The sequence below is a fragment of the Draconibacterium sp. genome, from assembly GCF_041583095.1.
GTDB lineage: Bacteria > Bacteroidota > Bacteroidia > Bacteroidales > Prolixibacteraceae > Draconibacterium.
Genome location: NZ_JBFHGM010000011.1, coordinates 17,296 through 41,119, shown reverse-complemented (window position 1 = coordinate 41,119; position 23,824 = coordinate 17,296). Strand labels below are relative to the sequence as shown.

At 39.9% G+C, this 23,824-nt stretch carries 16 protein-coding genes; 12 read left to right on the top strand and 4 right to left on the bottom strand.

Features of this window, described 5'->3' with window-relative positions:
• Positions 1-119: 119 nt before the first annotated feature.
• Positions 120-1,340 (bottom strand): tyrosine-type recombinase/integrase, encoded by a 1,221-nt coding sequence (locus ABZB17_RS01985; RefSeq protein ID WP_372647796.1) that lies wholly within the window; start codon positions 1,338-1,340, stop codon positions 120-122.
• 429 nt (positions 1,341-1,769) lie between these two features.
• Between ABZB17_RS01985 and ABZB17_RS01980 the strand changes: the two genes are divergently transcribed.
• The 12 genes from ABZB17_RS01980 to ABZB17_RS01925 all read left to right on the top strand — a co-directional run bounded on the left by ABZB17_RS01980 (position 1,770) and on the right by ABZB17_RS01925 (position 6,106).
• Positions 1,770-2,099: a hypothetical protein gene (locus ABZB17_RS01980; protein WP_372647795.1), complete on the top strand. Its 330-nt coding sequence runs from the start codon at positions 1,770-1,772 to the stop codon at positions 2,097-2,099.
• A complete protein-coding gene (locus tag ABZB17_RS01975) occupies positions 2,099-2,818 on the top strand; it encodes a hypothetical protein (protein ID WP_372647793.1) in 720 nt (239 codons plus the stop codon). The genes ABZB17_RS01980 and ABZB17_RS01975 overlap by 1 nt, the downstream gene beginning before the upstream one ends.
• Entirely contained in the window at positions 2,805-3,296 is a 492-nt protein-coding gene (locus ABZB17_RS01970) for a hypothetical protein (protein WP_372647791.1), read from the top strand. The genes ABZB17_RS01975 and ABZB17_RS01970 overlap by 14 nt, the downstream gene beginning before the upstream one ends.
• A complete protein-coding gene (locus ABZB17_RS01965; protein ID WP_372647790.1) occupies positions 3,293-3,625 on the top strand; it encodes a hypothetical protein in 333 nt (110 codons plus the stop codon). The genes ABZB17_RS01970 and ABZB17_RS01965 overlap by 4 nt, the downstream gene beginning before the upstream one ends.
• Position 3,626: 1 nt before the next feature.
• Positions 3,627-3,770, top strand: a complete 144-nt coding sequence (locus ABZB17_RS01960; protein ID WP_372647788.1) for a hypothetical protein — start codon at positions 3,627-3,629, stop codon at positions 3,768-3,770.
• Positions 3,767-4,078: a hypothetical protein gene (locus ABZB17_RS01955; RefSeq protein WP_372647786.1), complete on the top strand. Its 312-nt coding sequence runs from the start codon at positions 3,767-3,769 to the stop codon at positions 4,076-4,078. The genes ABZB17_RS01960 and ABZB17_RS01955 overlap by 4 nt, the downstream gene beginning before the upstream one ends.
• Positions 4,078-4,611 (top strand): terminase small subunit, encoded by a 534-nt coding sequence (locus ABZB17_RS01950; RefSeq protein ID WP_372647784.1) that lies wholly within the window; start codon positions 4,078-4,080, stop codon positions 4,609-4,611. The genes ABZB17_RS01955 and ABZB17_RS01950 overlap by 1 nt, the downstream gene beginning before the upstream one ends.
• The gene (locus tag ABZB17_RS01945) at positions 4,608-4,796 is read left to right on the top strand and encodes a hypothetical protein (RefSeq protein ID WP_372647782.1); all 189 of its coding nucleotides are present in this window, start codon (positions 4,608-4,610) and stop codon (positions 4,794-4,796) included. The genes ABZB17_RS01950 and ABZB17_RS01945 overlap by 4 nt, the downstream gene beginning before the upstream one ends.
• A 4-nt stretch (positions 4,797-4,800) precedes the next feature.
• Positions 4,801-5,046, top strand: a complete 246-nt coding sequence (locus tag ABZB17_RS01940; RefSeq protein WP_372647780.1) for a hypothetical protein — start codon at positions 4,801-4,803, stop codon at positions 5,044-5,046.
• Between the two features lie 21 nt (positions 5,047-5,067).
• Positions 5,068-5,259, top strand: coding sequence for a hypothetical protein (locus ABZB17_RS01935; RefSeq protein WP_372647779.1), 192 nt, complete (start codon positions 5,068-5,070; stop codon positions 5,257-5,259).
• 102 nt (positions 5,260-5,361) lie between these two features.
• Positions 5,362-5,760, top strand: coding sequence for a hypothetical protein (locus tag ABZB17_RS01930; protein WP_372647778.1), 399 nt, complete (start codon positions 5,362-5,364; stop codon positions 5,758-5,760).
• 16 nt (positions 5,761-5,776) lie between these two features.
• The gene (locus ABZB17_RS01925) at positions 5,777-6,106 is read left to right on the top strand and encodes a hypothetical protein (RefSeq protein WP_372647776.1); all 330 of its coding nucleotides are present in this window, start codon (positions 5,777-5,779) and stop codon (positions 6,104-6,106) included.
• On the opposite strand, the gene ABZB17_RS01920 is transcribed toward ABZB17_RS01925, so the two are convergent.
• Genes ABZB17_RS01920 through ABZB17_RS01910 form a run of 3 tightly spaced genes read right to left on the bottom strand, consistent with a single transcriptional unit; the run spans position 6,084 to position 23,814 of the window.
• Positions 6,084-8,318, bottom strand: a complete 2,235-nt coding sequence (locus ABZB17_RS01920; RefSeq protein WP_372647774.1) for a hypothetical protein — start codon at positions 8,316-8,318, stop codon at positions 6,084-6,086. The genes ABZB17_RS01925 and ABZB17_RS01920 overlap by 23 nt on opposite strands.
• A gap of 4 nt (positions 8,319-8,322) precedes the next feature.
• Complete coding sequence (locus tag ABZB17_RS01915) at positions 8,323-22,461, bottom strand: LPD23 domain-containing protein (protein ID WP_372647772.1); 14,139 nt, start codon at positions 22,459-22,461, stop codon at positions 8,323-8,325.
• Between the two features lie 48 nt (positions 22,462-22,509).
• A complete protein-coding gene (locus ABZB17_RS01910; RefSeq protein ID WP_372647770.1) occupies positions 22,510-23,814 on the bottom strand; it encodes a hypothetical protein in 1,305 nt (434 codons plus the stop codon).
• Positions 23,815-23,824 lie beyond the last annotated feature (10 nt).

Here is a 23,824-nt window from a genome sequence, read left to right as displayed (position 1 = left end):
GGGGTGGTCACTTTCAATCGGAATGAGGTGGTCAGTTTGCTCCGGAAACGGTGGTCACTTTAGCCCGGAATCAGGTGGTCAGTTTGGTCGGTTTTTCCAATTTATGTAAACAGTTTTTTTTAAAGCAAATGCTTCATCGCTTCATTGAATTGCTTATTCTCAAAACTATCTAAATAAATTTGAGTAGTGGAAAGTTCAGAATGTCCCAGAGCTTCACTTATTAAAGCAATATTTACACCTGAGTTCTTTAAAATTGTCGCGAATGAGTGACGTGAAACATAACTGGTTAACTTGGTTTTTATCTTTAATTCTTTGCCTATTGCCCTGAGTTCATGGTTTATTTGTTTACGGACTTTTAACACCCTGTCATTTTTTTGTATTGATGTTATATGAATATTTGCATCTAAAATCGGGAATAAATAAGAACTCATTTTACAGTTTTGTTCATAATGCTTTAAGTATTTATTAGCAGCTTTAATAAAAGGGATATTTATTAAGCCATTAGTTTTCTGCCTTTTGTAGATAAGTCTATTGTTTAAAATGTTTTCAGGTTGTAAGTTCGCCACATCTACAAATGAAATTCCACCGCATAAATAAGAAAAACAAAAAATTGAGTGTGCGAGCTTGCGTTTATCAGATTTGTTTCTGGTATTGTAGTTAATTATTTTCTGAATATCGGTTTTTGATAATGCTCGTTTAACGCTTTTAGTATTGAATTTCCCAAGTTTGAATTCATAAAACGGATTGCTGTCTTTACTAATAACCTTATTTGTAATAGCTCGGTTATAAGTTGCTCTTAATGTTTTAAATCGGTTAGAAATAGTACGGTCTGAATTTCCGTTTTTTCTGAGCCACGTTTCATATTTAGTTAGAAAGAGATAGTCAATCTTATCAAATGTGTATATCAGATTTTTACTCTTATTAAAATTCCGTAACGAATTATAAGAGGTCTTGTAAACATCACTATTCCCAATATTACCGTTTTTTCTCAGTATGTTAATAGTTTCAGTATAAAACTCATGAACACTTATTTTTTCATGCTTAATTGGCTTGTCTTTTGCAATTGTTTCAGCCGTGAAATTTTCGCCTTTAACCTTAACTGAAAGTAATTTTTGTTGATATTCGATTTTTGTTTTTAATATTAGCTGTTCAACTTCTGTTTTGTTGGGACACTCTGGTTTTGGTTCATTTTTTTCAAAATTCCAAAAGTCAGGATTAATCGAAACTCCCAAGCTTTTCATACTTCGTTTTCCATCTTTGGCTACTCTTAGCATCAAAGGATTTTCTCCATTAGATAACACTTTACTCTTGTAACAAATGATTGTAATTGTTGCATTCATTTTTAATCTTGGTTGACGTGCTGGTTGACGTTTGAAGTAAACCAAGAGTGAAATTCAACCAAAATCAGAAAAGTATATAAAAAGAAAAAGCTCAATAATCAGATGATTATCAAGCTTTAAATGAGTCGGGATGACAGGATTTGAACCTGCGACCCCTGGTCCCCCAGATAGGTGTTTGAAATTCTTGTATATTCTTGTAGATAAGCATGATGAGGTTTTTATAAAAATTGGTTTTTGACTGATTTTTGACTGAATTTGTGCAAAAACGTAACATTTTGCCGAAATCAGTTACTTTGTTTTTGTGAAGATACTAAAATAATTCAGACCGTTACTGTTAATAAGTTGCAAGTACAAAATTTCAGAAACCTGTAACTCATTTTATAGATTTGTAATGCGTTCCCCACGCTTGGCGATGTTACAGTTTTATATATGAAAAAAGCAACATCGCAACAAAAATTAACCTCTAACCGTAGGCTTGTTGCTCGCGAAGCAAAGCAGAAGTTCGATCCTGCTATAAAGGGCCTTACAGAATCCATTCGTCATACGAACGAAGTAACCGATATTTTTCACGGTTACAAAGTAAATGCCGGTACTTACGTTGATGGACGTGGAAGAACCTGGCAGCTTCAGGTACATGGTGTTCTTGCCAAAGGCAATTTCATTAAAAAGGACCAGGTGATTCCTGTATTCAGTAAATGGGCCATCGGTATTCGTGTAAAAGCATTCATCAAACATTTAATCGACAAAACCTTCAGTTAATGAAATTGAAAGAAAAATTCAAAGAGTGGAATAAACGCCGCAAAGTAAAGAAAGCTATGCGACGCATGAACCGAAATGTAACCCGGTCGAAAATAATGTATGCAGTAGTAATTTATGGTGGTATTGCAGGTTTCTTTTATGGCATTGCCAGTATTTTCACTGGTTGGCCGCGGGTGTTCGCATTTACGCCTGTTTTTATCATTATTGCCGCCCTGGCACTTCAATTTCTTAAAAAGAACTGGAAATTAATCTGGTTATATGTGCGCGACATGGAACAGGGCCGGTTATTACTTTATTTAAACGATCATACCGTATGGAGCCACGAACACAAAATGAAAGTTTTGGCTTGGGTTTACCTCCGCAGAAAAACGGTACGGAAAGAACGAAGCCTGTATTTAAGCAACAAATTACGCGAAGGTGAAAAACTCTGCCATCGGGAAAGTATAGAATTGGGGTACCATTCCGTATTCTGTCCACAACAAATACTCGATGGAGTGAACAAGGCAATTTTAATTGATGCTTTAATATGGGCTCACCGCAACGTTCAGGTACTCGACGATAATTTGCGTGAGATACTTGACCTCACCGACGAAAATATCAAGAATTTCAGCCTCCAGCGCGAGATTAACAAATGCCGGAAAGATATTGACAAGAAAGAGGAAGAACGTTTATTGGAAATTGGAAGAAAACGAAGCAAAAAACTGAATGGAAGCAAATAGCATAGCAATAGGATTAATGATCGTTCACATGGTTTATTACCTATGGTTTCAGGTAATTTCTGATTTTCAGCGAATCGGGATGATACACAATACGCCACACATTGAGATTGAACGACTACGGAGCAAGTACAATGTGAACATTAAAACATTTCAGAAAAATACGGTCCACTATGGTTTTGCCTGGTTCCGTACCATCTATTTGAATGAAAACCTGCTCCGGATGAAAAAACGCAAACAACCAGATCCCTTTTATTTATTGAAGTGGAGTTTTCATCACGAACACTACCATTTGCAGCATCATCATAAAAGAAATGTGCTGTTGCATCGGTTTGCATTCTCATTGCTTCCATTGCTGATAATGATTCACTGGATACCGTTTGTGGTAGTTTATGTTTTGGCCGCATACGGAATGTACTATTTAAAAGAAAATGTTTACGAGAGGAACGCGAATAACTATGCAAACGAGCAGATGAAATGACGAGAGCCAGTACTAAGCAAAAAGAAAAGAAAGTATTGAGTGAGTTTCACCGCTTGCTTCGCAGTGGAAAAGATTATAGTGCAAATTATATGTACGAAGAAGCAGGTAAGTCCTGTTTTTTAGCGGCTAAAAGTGCAGGTGACATTGTGCGGAAACATTACCAGGAGAAGATTACCGACGAAATGCAAGCGTTTGTAAACAATTTGGGCGATATGCCCCACGATGTTAAAGTGAATCTGTTTGCCGAAAGATTTTCATTGTGTGTGCGCGAAAGCCGGTTGATAATTCGATACATACGCCGAAACTCGATAGTTGATAATTTGAAATGACATGAAAATTAAAAAGTACAAAGCAACGATTAAAGCTATTAACCGGGAGGTTGAAGTTTTTAAAAACGACGAAGGCGACTGGACGGATTACAACGACATAGAAACTGTGTATGAAGATCACGAACTGGATATTCAGGAGTTATGACAAAAGAGGAAAAAACAGCATTACAAAAGCACATCCTTGATAAGATAAATGAATTGTGCGAAGGAAACGAAACTCGCAATGCTGTGCTGGTTATTAGTGTCGATGTGGATAACGAAAGGGTAATTACTCACAACATGGGCGATGTGCAATTATTATCAGCCGCACTAATTAATCAATTGGATAAAAACCTGGTATTGCGTCGGTTTATGTTTTCAACGTTTGGAGCCTATCTGAGTAAGAATGCAGAAGCAAAGATGGAGTTTGATCAGGGAATAGAATTAATGAAGAATGCTTTAGGAATAAATTAATGGCAGGATTAACACATAAACAAGAAGCCTTTGCCCAGGCAGTTGCAAGCGGTAAAACGTATTCCGATGCTTATCGGGAAGCTTACGATTGCAAAAAAATGTCTGTCAATTCAATTTATGTGAAATCATCGGAGTTGATGAATAACGGTAAGGTAACGGTAAGGGTGAAGGAGATTCAGGAAGAAACAAGGGACCGGAATAAAGTGGTATTGGATGAAGTACTAAAAGAAATGGCCAATTGGCTCAGATTTGATCCCATAGAACTGTTTGATGAGAACTATGCCGTAAAATCAATTGCCGATCTTCCTCCGCAGGTACGCAAAACAATAGCTTCACTCGAAGTGGTTGAACTGTACGAAAATATTGATAAAGAAAAAACCAAAGTGGGCGAACTGAAAAAGATAAAATTTATTGATAAACGAGCCATTTCCGACCAGTTTATGAAACACTTTGGAGCCTATGTTACCAAAGTAACCCACGAAATTGAGGATTTAAGCCACCTGGAAGATTTATTAAAAGGCATAAACGAATGAAACGTCCCGGTAAATACCATCGGAAAATACTTTGCCCCGATTGTAAAGGCGATAAAGTAACTATGCAACCAACTCCGGGAAGTATCGATCCGGAAGATTACAGCTTACAGCCATGCACTACCTGTAAAGGCGAAGGAATAACCGAAATGCACTGGACAATTGAATATAAACCTATCAAAAACTAAGGAAATGAAAATGGTTAGACAGGATAAAAAATGGCTCCGCATGGTATTATATGAAACCGGAGAATATGCGGTTCAGATAAGGCATTGGTTTAGGTGGCGCGATGTTACATTTGGCCCTTATGGTCCGTTTACCGTTGGGTTGTCAAGATTCTCTGTTCGTTGGGTACTCGAAGAAAGCTATAACGAATGTGTAAGAAATAAAAAAAGTTACACACTCAGAGGTGCCAGCCTTGTGCTTGCAGATATTTAATTCACTTATAAGTTAACTACTATGAAAAAACTAATAATTACAGGAATATGTATTTGGGTTCCAATTTTGATGTTTAGCCTTACGAATATTGGTAAACAAATACTAAATAATCCCGAAAACAAAACTCTTGGAATTTCCACTATAATTGTGATGGTAATTGGTATTGCGATGATGTATATCGGAATATTTAAAGACATGAATAATTCAAATTAAAGAAATATAACACCGGAACCGAAAGGAGAACCGCTGTCCTGTGGAAGTCAGGCTGTTAAATAACTCCGGTAGTTGTTGCTTCCGGAGTTTAACGAATAAAATATGGAAATAGATAAAGACTTAAAATTAAATCTGATTTCAGATGTTGAGAACATCCTTGGAATTGACTTGGACGAAGATAAAAAGCAAGCATTGGAGCGTAGTTTTGAAATTACTATCTCTGTTCACGATCTTGGAGCGAGCAAAATTCAGATAGGAACAGCTCTTGATAAGATGAGTAGTAGAGAGATCGATGAACTTGCCAAAATTGCCCAATCACAACGAGGTGTCATTTTGGTTTGTGGTCCCGTAAGAATTCCAGCGCCTCCGGTTCCCAACCTGGAAGAAAAAATGAAACGGGTGGATGAACTGCTCCATCCGGCTCCACTTGAAACTATATTTAAAGAACCAAAGCCTAAAGATCGACGTGCAAAATTTGGAAGGAAACCAAGTAGATATTAATTGCTAACTTTGGATTATGATATTTTCTGAATTTATACAAAAGCAGCATCCAGAGGTTTATAAGCAGCAACCTTACAAAATAGAAAGAATTTCTGATGCACTGGAAGAAGCAAAACGAAATTATTCAACACTTGTATTAGAAAATTATCGAAATTCATTGCGAAATCTGATACATGAATTCGAACTTATCAATAAAAAGGAAAAGCAAAACCGGGCAAAAGAGATATTTGAATCAATTTATTATCGAGACGGAAACAATGTTTTGGACGATGAGAATGTTCAGTTAATCGTTGAAGCGATGATACGTTTCGAAGAATCAGAATCTACCAACCTCCCGATTTCTTAACACCAGGTTTATCTTCCCATTCATCATCAACTTTAAGCGCAATGGAGTAAGCCAGAGCAGCGTTTGTTTGGTAACCTTCGCGTCCGTTTACTTCGCCGGTTTCTTTTTTGCGCTCCAGTAACTTAACTTCCTCAAATACTTCCTGTGGTAAAGCACCAATCTTTGCCGATTCTGCCCGGTCTTTCAGGTTGTAATACACTTCGCGACTGGTAGAATGATTAACTTCGAAACCAAACTCCCGTTCGCGTTTCTGTTTAATATCTTTAACTGTTAACCTGGAATAGATATTTTCGTATTGCAGCTTCTTAATTTCAGCCAGTGCGATGTGTGATAGGTCGTATTCTTCGTTTTGCGCCTGTCCGGTGGTTTTCTGTACTGCAACAACCAAACGCGCCTTATCGTACAAATGAGCCAATTCTACGGCCTTTTTACCGGCTTTCCGAGGTGTAATCTTTGTAGAGAAATAAGCAGATTGTACTTCTTTATTGGTCCGGTCGTAAATTAGTATCGATGTTGTTCCTCCACGATCACCTTCACCACGTAAAACCAATACACATAAATAACGGTACTGAAGTAAGTGGTTCGGATAGTCGAACAATTGAATATCGCCACTGTCGTTTTCTTCGTAGCTGGTTTCAATTCGTTTCCCAATAATTTGCGAAGTAACGAACATATTTATCGAACCGGCCACTAATTTTTCGAGTGCGGTAAGTGCATAAGCTTCAATCAATGTATTTTCATTCATGTAATAATGATTGATTGCATATCCGAGGTTATCTACGTGTTCGTCGTGTGCTGCGCGAGGGAAACCACATATTTGAGTAATGTATTCGTCGTTCCATTTTCCTTTCAGTAGCTTAATACGGTGCGACTGTGCTTTTGGCTTAATCATATTGTGTCGTGCAGGTTTTCCTTCCTGTACCAGCTTGCGTTCGTTTTTGTTGTGTTCGCCAATCAACACAAAATTGTAAGTAGTATCGTTTTCGATGTATTGAGCCAGTGAAATACCGGAAGCCTTTGGTTCAATAAATATCCGCGACTTTTGTTTGTTAAATAATCCGTTCTTCTCCAGTTCAATAAGGAAAGACATCAAGTCGGGAAGTTTCTTCCGCACATCGTAACTATCACGAACTACAATATCGTTTCCAATACGTGCAATAATATCAATTCCGGTAGGATCGTTTTCTGTTTTTTCGGTGTATGCTCCATCTATCCAAACATCCCATATTATATCGTCGTTCACCGTTTCAATAATATCGAACATATCCGGCGTAATATCCTGTTCGTCGAGATTAAACGGAGCCTGAAGATACTGACAAGTGTAAGGACCGGAAGTCATTTGGTTTTTATACCCGTCGAGAGCCTGTTTCGGAAGTCGTTTCGGGTCAAGAATTCCATCGGTATAAATGGCTTCTGCTTCTTTCGGAACAACAGCCTGTGCATTGGTAATTTCTGCAGGAAGGCAAACCTGAGTAATCGATATGTTTTTATTCAGCGTGTACCCGGTTAAATCTTCTTCGTGCAAACGTTGAGCAATAATAATATCGAGAAAGCAACTGGCGTTCTTATGTCGCGATGTAAGTGTTTCCTGGTCCCATTCGTTACAGTGTACCCGTTCGGTGTCTGATTTAGCCGATTTCGGATCCTGCATATCATCTTTAATGATAAAATCGGCGTGCATACCTGTTATGGTACCGTCAACCGAAGTATTAAAACGTTCACCTTTAAAGTTGTTCACCATTTCGTTCATGTTCATGGTGGTAATCTGTAAAGGCTTTCCGTGTTTTATCCTGAAGATGTTATCGAACAACAACCTCCATTTTTCGCTGTTTACAATTGCCCTGGCTTTTTTTGCATGGCGTTCAGACAGTCGGGCAGAGTAGGAAACGTTTGTTGATGCTAAATGTGGACCATGCAGCCAAACCCACATCGGGAAAGCAATGGTGGCAATGGTTGACTTCGAAGAACCGGGAGGAACATTAATAATCAATGTTTCCATCGAAAATTCCCCACGGATAACCGGCATGGCTTTTTCCTGAATCGTATCGCAGATGTATTTAATGTGCGGCGAATCGATCAGTTTTACACCAGTCATTTCGGGCCAGAAGGTTTTAAAGAAGTAGTAAAATGAATTGAAACATTTTACTCCTTCCATAACCGCCTGACGTTCGAGGTGCCGTTTCTTCTTCGATATGGTTTCCGTTACACCCATAACCTTAATCGGTTATAGATTCAACACGGCTGTTGAAGCGTTTTAGCTCCTGTTCGATGTCGCGGAGTGTGAAGTCCGTATCATTCAGGTTGGCTTTACTTTGAATAACTGCTTCGCGTAAACGTTCGGCCTGTGCTTTTTTGCCTTCTCCTTCCAATCGGGTAGCTTTGCTTTTGGCGCCGGAATAGGCATACTTTAATTCGTGTGCTGTTTCGGCAGTTTTTTTGTAATAATTGCTCATTCCCTTCAGCTTTGTTTTCGGCTCTGCCAGTTCTTTGAGCTTTTCGTCGGCCTGACGTTCGTCGGCCTTTGCCATAGTTTCCGCACGTTTAATAGTAGCTTTGTAAATCTTTTCTACATTTCTTCCGCCAATACCTATCATTGACGAGCCATACTTTGCTGCTTCTAATAAATAGGTTTTTGTTTTATCAATATCATCTGTTCTAATAGCTTTATCGATATTGTCAGCGAACTCAAAAGGTCCCTCGTAGATTGGATTCATACTTTCATAAACATGTAGTCCTGTCAGTAATCTTCCCCCTAAATCGACTGCATCTTTAATACCAGGCAACCCACCTACAAGTGAAATAGCAATTTGTAAACCAAGAGATTTTTCAAATTCATCCCAATCGTCGCGGCCTGACAATAGATTGGAAAAAAACATCCCCGCCGCTACCCATGTAATATTGTTTATTATGCCATAAATGGATATTACCTTTCCCCACTGGTATGCTGAAATATCACCTCGTTTATAGGCCTGATGCCCTTCTATCAGCTTACGATTATATTGTGACGGTGTGTTGGAGAAAGCAAACATTGCCCTTTTCCACGGTGTTTTACTGTTTTGAAACAGACTTAGTGTGCTGGAAAATGGAGCTTGCTGACTCCGAAGTGTGTCTAACAAGAACTGATCGACAGCTTCTTTCTGGTCCATTCCTGTACTTAATAAATAATCGAGGTAAGGTTTTCCTCCAAATATAATTGCTGCAATATCGCCGTAACGTGTGCCGATTGTTAACCATTTTTTTATTGATTTGTGAATGGACGAAGCCTTACTTGTTCCTTTGTCGGAGTTCAGTGCATTTTGTACAGCTTCGGAATAACCGGTTCCTAATCTAACTTTTAAGTATGGAACGGTTTCCATCATCTCCTTCCACGTTTTAGCAGGATTTGCCATTGCCTTAATAAAACCTGTAGCCCATTTTAGTGGCGGCATGTTCTCGGTATAGTTCACTACCGATAGTAGCTGTTTTGCCGGAACTGTAACTGTTAATCCAATTGCTGAAACTATCCAGTTGTCAAGTAACCAATTGGCAGCTTTTTCGATTTTCAATAGACTTTGCACCGGTGGGCGAAGCCCTTGATGGGCAAGGTGTTTGTTTATTAACTCGTGAAAATCTTCGCCGTACTTATCGGTAATTAGATCTTTTACGTTCGGATTTTTGAAGATGTTATTTAACCGGGTAACCGGAATTGCCATATTTGTATACCATTCGCCATCTTTTATATGTCTTGCGAATTTTTCAAAAGCATCGGCAATTAATGGAGTACGACGTGTTGCCAGTTCTTTTGTTGAAGAAGGATGTAAAGAATCCTGTTTGGACTGCTCAAAGGCATCGTTCATGTTTTGGAATTCTGCGGTACTGGGCCAGTAGTTGTCGCGTTTTGGAAGATCGCGGTTAAAGGTACGGATAAACACATCGTTCATTTTTCCCCAATAACTTTCGGCTGCTTGTTGCATTGCTTTGGCAAAGATTATGTCGCCTTCATTAAGGTTCTCCATTAATTTATCGATACGTTCTTTCCCGATACGTCGCTGAAGGATTTCGTTTGGTCGTCCATCGTCCGGGTTGGTAATAATATCGCCGTAACTGAAATAATAATCCTCGCGTATTTTCTCGTTTTGAATGGCGTTGTAAATATCAATCAGCATTAGTTTTGAAAGCGGAATATCAGATCCTTCGCCCCGGTCGCCTTCGCGAATTGGTTTAACGATGGAATATTCCTTCTTCTTCATTTCATTTATCTTACTTTGAAGGGCTTTTTTGTCTTCCAGTTTATAGCCTTTCATGGCTGTCTCCATTACCTCGTTGAAAGTTTCCTGTGTATTGACTTCCATTTCAACCTGGTTAAGTATGAGTGAATATTTGTCGCGGAGTTTATAACCGCCCATCATGGTAAGAATGGTTTCCCAATTCCCCATTGAATTAGCCAGGAATCCATTTGTTTCGGACATCCATCGGTCAAAGCGTTTGCGGTCCTGTATCGGTTTCCCATCGAGGAACTGTTTAACGAAGTCGCGGTCCTCTTTACGGTAGATCACCCGTTCAATATCTTCAGCGGTTTTAGCATCTTTGGCCGCATCGTAAATAGCTTGTAAATCTTCGCGGATTGCCTGAATTAATTCTTTACTTGCTTTACGTCCGTTACGGCGAAGTTCGATAAGTTTCATGGTAGTGAGATCGAGCAAAGACTTACTTTCTTTCTGATCGATTTCCTGCCACATAGCTTCCAGTGCTTTATCGGCTTCTGCTTTTTGTTTTGCTGTTGAGTTATTTGAGTTCTTTACAGCGGCCTGTGCAATAGCTTCTTTGTGGATGCGTTTGAATTCTTCGAACTCCTTAACGGTTTCGTAGGTGAATTTACCTTCCTTGTTCTGTCCTTTCTGACGGAAGTTGGTCATCCACTTAATCAATCGCTCAACGGCCCGGATGTTTTTATTCGATTCATTCTCTTTGGTAATTTCATCGATCTTTTCAAAAGCTTTTTCGATGGTTCGCGGTGTTTGTGCATCACGAATTTTATTGATTACCGAGAACATATCGCGTTTACCCACTTCATCGTAAGGCATGTTGCGTTGTGCATACTGGATAATGGCCGACTGAATGGCTTTAATTTTTGCCTTAGTATCTTTTTGCCCCATGCGAATACCTTCTTTCAAATCCTTGATCTGTTTCAGGATATCGGGTTTCTCGAATACCAATGCCTGATCGAATTCGGTTTTCAGGTCTTTAATGCGGTTTCTTGATTCGCTGGCCCGTTGTATTTTCTCCAGTTGACGGAATAATTGATCTACTTCGGGGTTGGTGGAACGGATGGCGAATCTTACACCCCCTCCGGCTTCGCCACCTTCCCCCATGTGGGGAGGAACAGCCTTTGTGCTGTTGGCGTGGTTGTAGAAGGGTTTTGTAGTCTTATCAGAGTTGAACCATTCTTTTAATCCGGCTTTATCGGTTCTGGTAATTTCACCGAGTCCTTTCCATCCTTTTTCGTAAGCTGCTAAATAGGTATTTCGGGCTTGTGAGATATTATCGAAACCGAGCATTACTTTTGCTTCGTCGTAGTTTCCTTTTTCATCTACCTGGTCAACTACATAAATACGTTCGTTTTCGGGTTTAGGTCCAATAAACACATCGATGTGATCTTTATCGCGTCCTTTGGTACCACGGAAGTAACCGTAATCGGCCGGAAGTTGTTGTTGCCATTCTCTGCCGGTTTTGTCTTTACCCGAACGGATGCTTCCTTTTGGGTTTTCTATTGAAATATCAAACCCATCAAAACGAACATGGCCCATTTTGTAGTTACCTGCGTGTTTTTGCGGATTGGTTGGGTTGGTGTTTACATTGTTCGCTTCGTTGTCAACTTTGAAGCGAATTTGTTCTGCGTCAATGTCGGGAAGGTTTAAAATGTCGTCGGTATTTACATTTGTAACCACAAACTGTTTTCTTCCGGAGCTAATATCTGCATCGTTTTCATCCGGTTGGAGCTGGTCGATTGCTGTTACAACTTCGAGTGTTAACGGGAATCCTCCATGCGCCTGAACAGCATTGTGTTTGTATCCATCAACTACCGGTCCTGAATATTCAGTGGTAAGATATACACCAAGATTTTCAGCATTATTTCGGTTTACATCTTTATCAGATTGTTGTAATCCGTTATTTTGAATCTCCGATAATATACCGGAAGCAGTATGATGATATAACTGAACTTCGTTGTTTCCGATTATCTTTATAACTTCAGGAGTAAGCTCATCGAACTGAATAAATCCGTTTTCTGTGACTGATATTCCGTAAGTATCGTTAAAGTATTCGTCAATCCAGTAAGTATCATTCATATTCATTACTTCGTTGATCTCGCCTCTTGATAAACCGTTGTCTTGCAGGTAAGAGATTAATGCACCTTTTTTGATGTTTTTAAGCAAGCTGGAATAAACAGTGTTCGTGTCGTTTACTCTGAACTTAACATCGTTATTTTCCTGGCGTTCTTTTCGTCTGGCCCTGCGTTCCTCCATTCGTTGTTTGCGATCACTAAATAAACGCTGTAATTCTCTGTCGCGGTCTTGTTTTATCCTTTTCTGATCGTCAACAGAAAGCATATCGTATAAGCGGTGAATGCCTGAAGCATCGCTGTAATAACTTTCGCCTTTAAATGCTTCGTTAAAGAAACCACTTGAAAAATCAACAATAACCAATTCGCCTGTTCCCGGTCGTTTCATTACCGAAACAATGTCGTTTACAAAATATCCCTGGTCGTTCAGGTTTTTGAGAATTCGTTTAATCTCATTGTATTCGTCGTAATTTAACGAGGTAAGTTCTTCGAGTCTTTCAATCTCGAAAGCAGGTCCTTCGTTTGTTTCTACCCGTTCTCCAATTACCGGAATATTGGGATTCCCCTGAAGGGCTTTAAGTATTTCGTATTCGTTGGTATCTTTCGTGGAGTATTTGGTTACAATTTCTCCGTTTTCAACTGTTCTCCATGTACCAACTAATGATTTAAACAAAGTTCCATTATCATTCTGAAATAAACCTTTTGTTCCTCCTTCGCCGTATTTGAATAGATTTACATCAACCGGATCTACTCTAAACCGTATATCCGGATTCTCCGAATCGAATTCTCCGTTGTTTCCTGTGGCTGATTTTATTTGGGTAGGGGAGAAAGCAATAAATGAATTGGTTTTGCTGATTTGATAATCAATATATGTGTCGTTCCAAAAATCAGTGCTTACTTCCTGATAAAATATTCCATCAAATCCATTTTTCTTAACCTGATTTATAAATTCTTCATCAGCCAGATGTAAGAACAATGGAAAGCTTTCTTCATCCTTAATTTTGTTTTTAAAATCTTCATCTAATTTTAACTCAGATGGCATTAGATCAATAAATTGTTGTCCATCAATATGCTTATATCCATCAATAGAGTTAAGATTAAGTGGTTTGCGGATATTTAAAAATACCGGATAAACAGAAGCATTCCCGTCTTTGTATCTCATTGCTGCTTCTGCCATATTATTGGCAATGTTTGGATCTTCTGAGAAATATCCTGCTACATTAAATTTTGTTGAAGCAAATTCATTAAAATCAGCATTAGTTCCATGATAAACTACTAAAGGTTTACCTTCTGAATCAACTACTTTTGAGTTGCCGAACCAGTTTTTGAAGGCTTCGGTTTCGGTTTGGGCGCGAAACAGTGCCATTTGTCCTGAAGCTTCGATTTTACCGGTAGCATTTTGTTTTTTAAGCAGGGAAATTTCATTATCGATACGTTGTATCTGAGCATTAAATTCCTGTTCTTTTTGGAAGATGGCTTCCGGGTTAAAACCTTCGCCGGCAAACATATCGTTTTGTGCAGCTTGTGTATCACCAAACAATCCGTTTCGCTGGTTAGCTTGTTTTACTAATCGGTTCTTTTCGGCTACAACTCTTTCGCGTTGGTTTTGTAATTGTTCTATTTTGGCATCGAGGTTTTCTACCCGGAACCTGGCACCTTTCATGCTGTCAATCTCATTATCGAGAATAACTGTTTCGGAAGGATAGTAGCTACCTTTGTATTGTTCTACCGTAATAATAGCATCGTAACCTTGTTGGCGTAATTTATTGCTAAGTTTCTTGCCGGTTACACCTTTATTCAGCAACGAAAGATCTTTCTTCCATTGAGGGTATTCCTGCCCGGTAATATCAATAACCAGCGGATTATTAAACGATACTGTTCCTTCAACGTAGTTTGCCGGAACAAAGGCATAATCCATTGTAATGTATTTACCGGCCGGTTCCACATCTTGTCCGAACATTGCACCCATGTTTTCAGATGGCTGTGAATTATGGATGTAGCCAAATGTTTTTCCTTTCCAGTATTCCGGATTGGTAATTTCGGCAGTTTTGTCGATTGAACCTTCTACCCTAAAACGCAAGTTGTTTTTTTTAGATGCCAGTTCAACCTTCCGGCTTCGGTCGCCTTCCTTGTCGGGATTATACTTTCTAACCTCTATTCCTTTGTTTTCGAGAATGTCAATTACATTCTGTGGTGTTTTGTTTGGAACAATAGCTGCTTTGAATTCGCTTAAATCAACAGCCCGTTGTACTTTGCTTTCGAAGTATTCTGTAGGCATGTGTTTAAGGCGATTCATAAAGTCGTTCAGTTGCTTGCGTACTTCCGTTGGCATTGGTTTAAAATCTACACTTCTGCCTTTTTTCGCGTAATCAAGTAGCGATTCGCTTACTCCTGTTGAATACATCCAGTGATCGGTAGCATATTTATAATACGGCTTAACCAATTCCATGATTTCGCTGTATTCGTTGCTTAATTCTTCTTTTATTTTATTGAATTCCTCGTGAGGTACAATCTGGTTGCGGTCTTGTTGAATTTCATCGATTGATTGAAATTCTTTTGCTGCACCGGAACGAACAGATCCAAGACCGTAGTTCATTCCTTCTTCACCCTGTAATCCTTTGCGGAGTTCGGCCACAACATTTTCGAGTGTGTGTGCCTGGTATCGTTTACTTCCGGAATTTGTATAACCTTTAAAGATGCGTTCTTTCGTAACCATCGATTCAAACTTCTCACGAATCCACTGATTAAAAGCTTCTCGTTTCTTTGGTGTTCCGGTAGCACGTTCACGTATGTTGTCGCGGTTGGTATGATAGTCGGGTTCAATAACTGCATCGGTATTAGCGACTTTACTTGCTTCGTTTCTGAGAAGATTGCCGTTTACAATGCCATTTTTCACAAAGTGTTCTTCTCCCAATTCTTCATCAATAGCCTTATAAATGTTTGTAACAGCTTCGATAAATTCAGGATTCTCACGAAGTTTAAAAGCGTCCTGGTGGCCTTTTTTAATGAATTTATGCAACGATTTATCCAGTCCTGAACTTTTCTTCACCGGACGTGGAGCATCGCCTTTGTCGATGAGATATGCCAGCATTGCTACCCTGTCGTCTTGTAGTTTGCTCAATCCGCTGGTATCTAACCCCAATGATCCGATAGAAATAGGATGCAAACCATACTTTTCTGCTCCGCGTGTATTTGCTTCGTCGAAAACTTTATCAAATGCGGCAAAATCAATATCGTAATGAATACCCGGATAACGCGGCGAGTAAATATCGGAATTAAATGTACGTGCCTTTCCGTGTCCTTTCGGATCTACCAATGATTTGTCGGCAATAAGACTTATGCTTCCGTAAGAAATAAAAGGAACATCGGTTCGGGCAATGGCTATCGATGGAACCGGCAAACCTCCTAATTTGTGAATGTTTAGGATATTATCGGGATCGAGGTTGTGCATAACAATTAAGTTATTGTCTTGTTGTTCGGCCCTGAACCGAACCGCTTCAGCACCACCTTTAATAAATATCTGGTCCAGACGGGAAACATCTTCGGTTTCCTGCAGTAATTTGCTTGCTCGGTATTCTGGCGACATATTGGCTCGTCTTTCAACATTTCGCGCCTCTACTTCACCTCCGAGTTTATGGTAAGCATCGTAGGAATCTTTAGGTAGTCGTGAAAGTCGGTTTGCCTCTTTGGTGAATGCGCTAATCTTTCCGTATGCAGGATAGGCTTCAGACAATCGTTCTTCTTCAGCATCCATCTGTTCTTCGGTAGCATCCGGATTGTTTGCAAGGAATTCGTCGCTTTCTTTTATGGCCTGTTTGTACTCGTCGGTCTTTTCTAACCTCTTAATCTCGTTAGTGTACATTTCAATTGTATCCGAATTACGGAAGTCGGTTACGCGAGGCATTTTACTTGGTGTTCCTCCTTGTGCAAAACCTTCTACTTCCTGAACAGCATGTTGTAATTCGTGGTTTAAAATGCGTTCCAACATCCGTTGCGATAACGGGAAATTTTTACTGATAGCGATGTATTGATTCCCGTTATTATCGCTTATGTGTGCAGCGGCTTTCACATCGCTTGTGAAAAACAGAAGCATATTTGAAATATCCGGGTAAGCTTTAAATAACTCAGTATCGTTAACAATATCGGTTATTTTTAATCCGTTTTCGGTTTCAAATGGAATGCCGTTTTCACCGGTTATGTATTCGTAGCTCACACCTTCGTCAAACTCAATGGTAACATCCAGTTTGTTGCCTTCGCGTGTACTGATAATTTCGGCAATTTCTTTTCCCAGGAACGGGACCAATTCATTTTCTTTGAGGTTAGAAAATCCAACAAACCCGGTTATGGTATTTGTAGCACCTTTTCCGCGCATCCTGAGATTATAGGTACCATCCTCATTTATTTCGTAATTGATTAAATCAACTGCATCGTGTTCGAATTTGGCGTTGCTCTGGACTTCTTTTAAACGGTCGAAGTTTTTGATTTCAATATCAGATGTTTCGTATCTCCACAACTTATCACCTCCGCGTTCCCATCCGGTAGCGAGTTTAATTTCTTTTGGTGATTTGTCGGAAGTTTCCATTTGTTTAGCAACTTCCAGGTTATCCATTCGTGTAGTTGCTTCTTCTGCTACATCGAGATTATAAGCTCCCCATTCGCCCATGATTCGGAAGCGGATATGATCTTCAATTTCAACCGCATTTTCGTCGAATACTACATAATTGAAAGAATCTTCGTGTTCTCCTTTACTGGTGTATTCTGTTGGGTATTGTATTCCGTCGATACCGGCACGAAGCAGGAATTCGGAAGCGGCTTTTTGATCTCCTAAAGCAAGAGACAATTCATTGTATAACATTTCTCCAGCTACGGAATGATTTACAGGGATAAAGAATTGGCCAGTTGATACACCACTAATAATTTCCCTGTTGTTTCGCTTTTGGTAGATGTTTTCCTTTTTAGCCTGGTCGATTATATCATCAAGTTTATTTTGGGGAACCTCTTTATCCCATCGTAAGAAATTAAGTTCGTCAATGGTTTTATCTCCGTGTATTTTGACTTTGTATAGGTTTCGCTTAGGTAGGATGTTTAATATGTCAGAAATTATCTCATTGGCTTTTTCTTCTGCATTTGGTCTATTTGCTACAACAATATCGGAGTCTTTTATTTTAGCTAATTCAATTCCTTCGGAATCTGTTGATATTTCTAATCCTCTATTTAAAACCTCTTTTATTTCATCTAAGCTCCAATAGTTAAATAATTTCTCAGCCAGTACCGGGTACTTGTTTTCGATAATATTAACTTTGTTTTCAATATCTTGATAGTCTCCCAATTTTGAATAACTCCTTGCAATACCTTCTTTATCCGTAAAATACAATCCCCAACCATAAGCCTGTGCGCCTTCGCCGGTTCCCATAAACTGTGTTGAGAATTTATCGAAAGCATGAGGTGAGCCATGCCATGCGGCTTGAAAACGGGTATCCTGTTTCACCCCTCCCGGCTTCGCCGTACTCCCCTGAAGGGGAGATTTCGTTACCTGGTTGCTTTTGTTTGTTGCGGTGGCCTTCTTTACTAAGTTGCGGTGTTCGGATAGCATATCGATAAGATCGCGGCGGGTAAATTGTTTTGACGACCAGCCAGCCAGTTTTTTAACGTGTCTCCATAGCGAATCTACAAGCGTTTTGAGCCTCGACAGACTACCTGCTTTTAATTTATCGATATTATTAAGTCTGTTGATTTCCTTTTGTAAATCCTCTATTTCGTTTAATTCGGCCAGTGTTTCTTCGGCCAGCTCTTGTTTTTTTGCTTCGCTTAGTGAATTGTAGCTGGCACCTTTTTTTAGTTGGTATCTTCCATTTACGAATTCGAATGATTTGACGAAGAAATCTGGAGCATAAATCTTTGCCCGGTCTGCAATTGTATTATCGTCGAGGCGTTTAAATACTTCGCTTAGAAATTGTTCTTTGTTTTTATATTTCTTTCCTAAAAGGGTAACAGGCTCAAGGTCGAAAATTAAATCAAGCCCTTTGTGAAGGATGGCTTCGTGGAAGAAAGATTTCTTTACATCGGAAACATGGTCTTTGGAGATCATGTCAGAAATAATATATGCTTCCTTCGTGTCGGGATCGTAGTATGCTTTTGGAGTGCCATTAATACCCTTTGATGCCAAAACAGCTTTTTCGGACATTTCAGATGAGTGAATAATATTCACTTTAATATTAAAAAGCTCGCTTAGTTTTTGGAGTGCTTTTAATGCGTTTGGCCGGTTGCGTAAATCTTCGGATGCTTGTTTGGTGGCGGTAATTTCGAGGTCGGCTCGGAAAGGAACATTGTTGTCCTGTTTCCAATCGTCGCTTAGTTCTTCGACGGAATTCTCATTCGCTGACCTTTGATTAGTGTTCGAAGTATTTCCTGACGGGTTTTGCCCGTTGCTTCCGCTTCGTGTTCCACTAACCTGTGAATCTTCGCTTTCAGTATTTCCCTGTCCATTTTCATAGTCTTGTAAAATTACGTTATCTATTTCATTTTCTGAAGCAATTAGTGGATTATTTTCGATGTTATCCACTGCTTGTTCTTCCAGTTGGTCCACTTCGGCATCGTCAACATCTTCGGCTTGTTGCATGGCTTCTGCTTCTGCCATCATTTGTTCGTCGATGGTTTGATAGTTTTGAAGCAGTTCTTTTGCCATTGCTGTTGATGAGTTAAAACTCAGAATCACATCTTCAACGGCTTCGCGAAAATCCTGACTGTCGTATTTCTCATAAATCTGATCGCCTGAATTTTCCCAAAGCATGTGTGCCATTTCGTTTACACCCATTCCTTCGGCTGAGTAATAAGATATTCTTCGTCTGCGTTCGCTTTCTACCGACTTTCCTTTTTTGTTCCCGAATATAGACTGTAGTGCAGCCATGTTTATTTTACCGTGTCCAGCAAGGTATTGCAGTACAATTTCGCGTGGGGTGTAGACTTCGAGCGATACGGCATCCTGTCGCACTTTTGAAAGTTTGCGGGGCTTTTGTGGTTTGTTGGCCTTTTTCTGAAGTGCGGCTAATCGTTTCTGTCGCTTCAGTTCTTTCTCCAGTTCTTTCGGAAAATTAGTTTGAAGTTGTTTATCTTCGGTTGTAATTTGTTCGCCTTTAATAATCTTCTGTGCTAAAGTTGACACGTTTTTTACATCTTCGAAGTAGGGTAGTTGTTTCTTTTGGTCGACTTTGTTTTGTTGCTGGTTCTGATTATCAGCGTTTTGATTGCTGTTTTGGTTAACTTTTTCGTTTTTGTCTTCTGAATTGTTTGCAGTATTCACCCCTCCGCTTCGCTCGTCCCCTAAAGGGGACATTTGTTCTGAAGTGGCTTGCGATTGTGACAGAATGGCTTCAAGCCTTTGTGCTTCGGCTTCGAGTTGCTTGGCTTGTTTTAGGTTGTTCAGTTTATCGGTTTTTGATGAGGTTTCTGCTTTACGCAATTCTTGTGCCTGAGAACGAATATCCTGAACATCGCTTAAAAGCATTTCGGCTGCAATATCTTCGCCATCATTTTTTAATACTTCATTGTAACGTTCTTCCGGAGTGAGTTCGTCGAGGTTTACCGGAGGTTGTTCTTTTTCGAGTTCAGCCAATTCAGCATCGTATTTTGCTTGAATCTCCTTTATTTTTTTCGTATCGTCTTGAAACCTAAATTCATCTGTAACCCTTTTAAGTCCTTCGTTTTTTATTTCCTGATTAATTTCTCTTTTTATTTTAGCTTCATTTTCTGCAATGACTTCATTTATATCGGTTGTACGAATAATACCTTGCTCGTCTGGAGTAACACCAAGATTTACTAATTCTTCAAATATTGCATCATTCGCATCAATAAACCTTTTGTTCTCGTCAACACCACCGCTTGCTTGATTTAATCCCTCTAACAACTTATTTTGTGTCTCATCAGCATCTCTTTTTTGTAAAAACCTTCTTTGTATCTCGGATTGACTTATTGTGTTTCCTTTTCTGTTTTTTAATTCTTCTTCCCTTCTTTTTTCAATTTCAGCCCTTTTGTCGTTTATAAACGCCTGTTGTTGTTTTATTTGCTCATTGGCGTAATCAGATAAAAAGCCTTGTAGTTCTTCCGGAGTGTTAAAGATTATTTCCTGTCCTTCTTCAATCGCTTTTGACTGGCCGTTGGAGAATTCAATAACGCGAAGGCTTCCCTGTTCCTTGTCGTTAACGATTTCAGCACCTTCGTCAACTCCGGTTAGTAATTGTTGCTGTTCGGCAATTAATTCCTGCTCCTGAACTAATTGCTCGTTCATTTCATCTTCCTGCGAAATAGTTGATCGTACTTCGTCGGGTGTTTGCGAGAGCCAGTCTTTTACTTTTACCGATTGAAATGCCTTTGTTCCGTTTTCGTTATGAGCAAAGATGATTTTTCCCGGCTTGCCTAAATCTTCGGGATTTTTAATGTACCATTCTTGTCCGTTGATGGTGGCTGTCGTAACGTTACCATCGGTGCCGGAGTATTTGTTTATACCTTCTTCAATCTGTTGCGCTCTCGACTTCGACATTTGTGTATATCGTGCCGAGTTCAAAACAAACTCATAAGCTTTCAGAAAATCTTCCTGCGATACATTAAACGACTGGTTTATTTCCTGGAAGGTATCGAACAATTGTTGCGGATCGGTATAATTCTGCGTAAGGTTGTAAACAGCTTCGGTATAGTTAGCATCCGGAATATCTTCGAGTAAACCAATTGATTTGTTGTATTCCTTTTTCACCTGGTTCCGGGCTATCGCATCGCCTGAAGCATTAAATCCCTGTTGAATGGCTTTTATCATCGACATATGAATACCTCCGGAAGTGGTACCCATTAACCCGGCATCAACCATTCCATCGGTTATTTTAATATCGGGCATGTATCCGCTGAACTTGTTAACGGTATTTTGCGCCAGTTGTGTACCCATCTCTTCGTAAGCTTCACCAAACGGAGCCATCCACGGGTTACGGATGATCATGTTTGAAACCTGGTCCTGCCATGTTTTTTTGATCTGCTGTTTGGCAACATCTTCGCCTTTTTCAGTAATTAGCTTTTTAATGGCATTACCGGCAGCTCCCGAACCCAGGTTGCGTTCGAAAATGTATTCTATTGCGCCGGTAAGTGCAGAAACAGCAACTACGCCATCGCGACTAAGGTTTCCGTATTCGCCCAACTGGTCGGCCTCATTCAGGTTCATCGATCCGAACACTGCCGATGTAGTTCCCATTGCTGCGGGAGCCGACATACCTCCGGTTAACATCATTGCCGCCGATGGAGCTGCTGAACGTGTTACACTTGAAAGCAGGTTGCGTATACCTCCGTCCACATCGCCTTCGGCAAATGAGTTTTGTACGCCTTTAATATAGTCGGGATTCAATTTGATCACTTCTTCGGTATTCTTCCGCGAAGCTTCCAATAAAATGTCTTTGTCTTTTTCGAGAATAGATAAAGGGTTTATATCTCGTTTCCCAACGGTTGCATCTTTGGTAAATAAACTTTCATCCCATTCGGGTACCGGAATATTCAATGCACGAAATCCGGAACCAATAAAATCGTAAACAAAACCAGGCGTTCCATAAATGGCAGCGGTAAGGTCGTTCACCGATGATTTACCCTGTAGTCCTAATTCTTTTCCGAAACCTTTCCAATTTCCACGATTCTCTATATTCTCGTCGGCCACACTACCGGCAATTTGTTTTGCTTCCTCAATGGGCATTCCCATTGCAACGCGAGGATTGTAACGGAATTGTTTTTGTTTTTCCGCTAATTCAGGAACTTTTATCTGTGGCTTTTCTGTTGGGTGAAGTGTATTGTCGGGTGTTGACGGAGAGAAATCGTACCGGGAATAAATATCATTCCTGAAGGCATCAACATCTTTAACTTTGTTTTCTTTAGCAATATCGCCAATTATACTGTCGTAGTTGTTGTTATATTTTTTAAGTACGTCGTTAGCCAGCTCGTCGCTGTATTTTTGACCATTACTTTCTACAGCATCCTTAATAAAGGATTTGATACCTTTTACTTCTTCCATTTCTCAAAATTTTATTGCCTTTGCAGGGCTTATATGAACGATTTTATTCTATTGGTGAGCTTTAACTATGTCGCTGAATGTTGACCGGGTTAATGGTTTCCCTTCCAAAAGGTTTTTAAGGTCCTTTTGTGCTTGCTGTATTTCGTTGCGTTTTTCTTCCCTTAATGGATTGTACTTCTCATCCACATCGTCGCGGTTGCGTTTTTTTGCCGATGAATATTCTGTGTTGTACTCGTTCTCTATTTGCATGAGCTCATTTTCCAGATCGCGTACCGCTTGCATTTGCCCGGAAAGGTCGTTCAGGTAGTTTTCCATTCCCGGTTTAGGAGTGGCCATTCTTACGCCTTTCTCGTCGGTAGAGAAATCATACATCCTGCTTAACAGGGTATTGGCAAAACGTTCGGTTTCGTCGCTTGATAAATTACGTTTCAACGCCCCTTCGTCGTCAACGGCATAACCGGCAATTTTGGCTAATTCGTTGACGAGGACAGGACTATTACCCGCGAGTTTGTAATACAGGTCGGAATACGGATTGTCCTGGTTGGTTAATTTCCAACCTCCGTTCTCCAGTTGCTCGGTATAAACAGGATTGGTCTTTGAGCTATTATTGGGTTTGCTATCGTAATAGGAATTGTTAATACGTGATGCCAGTTCTTTTTCTCCTAATGCAGTTTTGCGGTTAGTGGCTGCAATCTGATCGGCCATAACTTTATACTTCTCGCGTTCGGCAGCTGAAAGGGTAGTATCGTCAATCTTTTGCTGAATCCAGTCCATTAAATCGTTACGGTAACTGTCCTCGTAAGCCTGTTTTATTTTGCGGTTGCGATCAACGGTATTTTTATAGTTTTGGTATTGCTGGTCGCGTTCGCGTTGAAGTCGCGTTGAAGCATATGTTTCAGGATTGGCTACACGTCCCTGTAATCCCTGACCAAAAGCATAAAGTGCATCGGCCCATCTTACGCGGCGTTGTTTTCGTGCCGATTCTTTAAGGCGTTTCAGGTCCAGCTCCGGAAGATCCTCGTATTGTGGATTGGAATAAGCATTGGCGAAATTATCGATGTCGCTGGCAAATTCTTTACCGACCAGTTGTTTTACGCTATTGGTAATATTTTCTTCTGTAGAGGTGGTTAACGGGGCTTTTGATATGGTATTAATGTCGATACTATATTCACCGGCTTCTGAATTAACCAAATTGGAAGCACGTTCATCACGGCGTTCTTCGCGAAGCTGCTTCTTTGACTTGGCCGGAGGAACTACCTTCGCCGGAACGGATTTTAATTCTTCCTTTTTAATTTCGGAAGATTTTACCGAAGCCTTTTTCTTTTCCAGTTCTTTTAAGTTATCTTTTGCCATAGTGAATTAG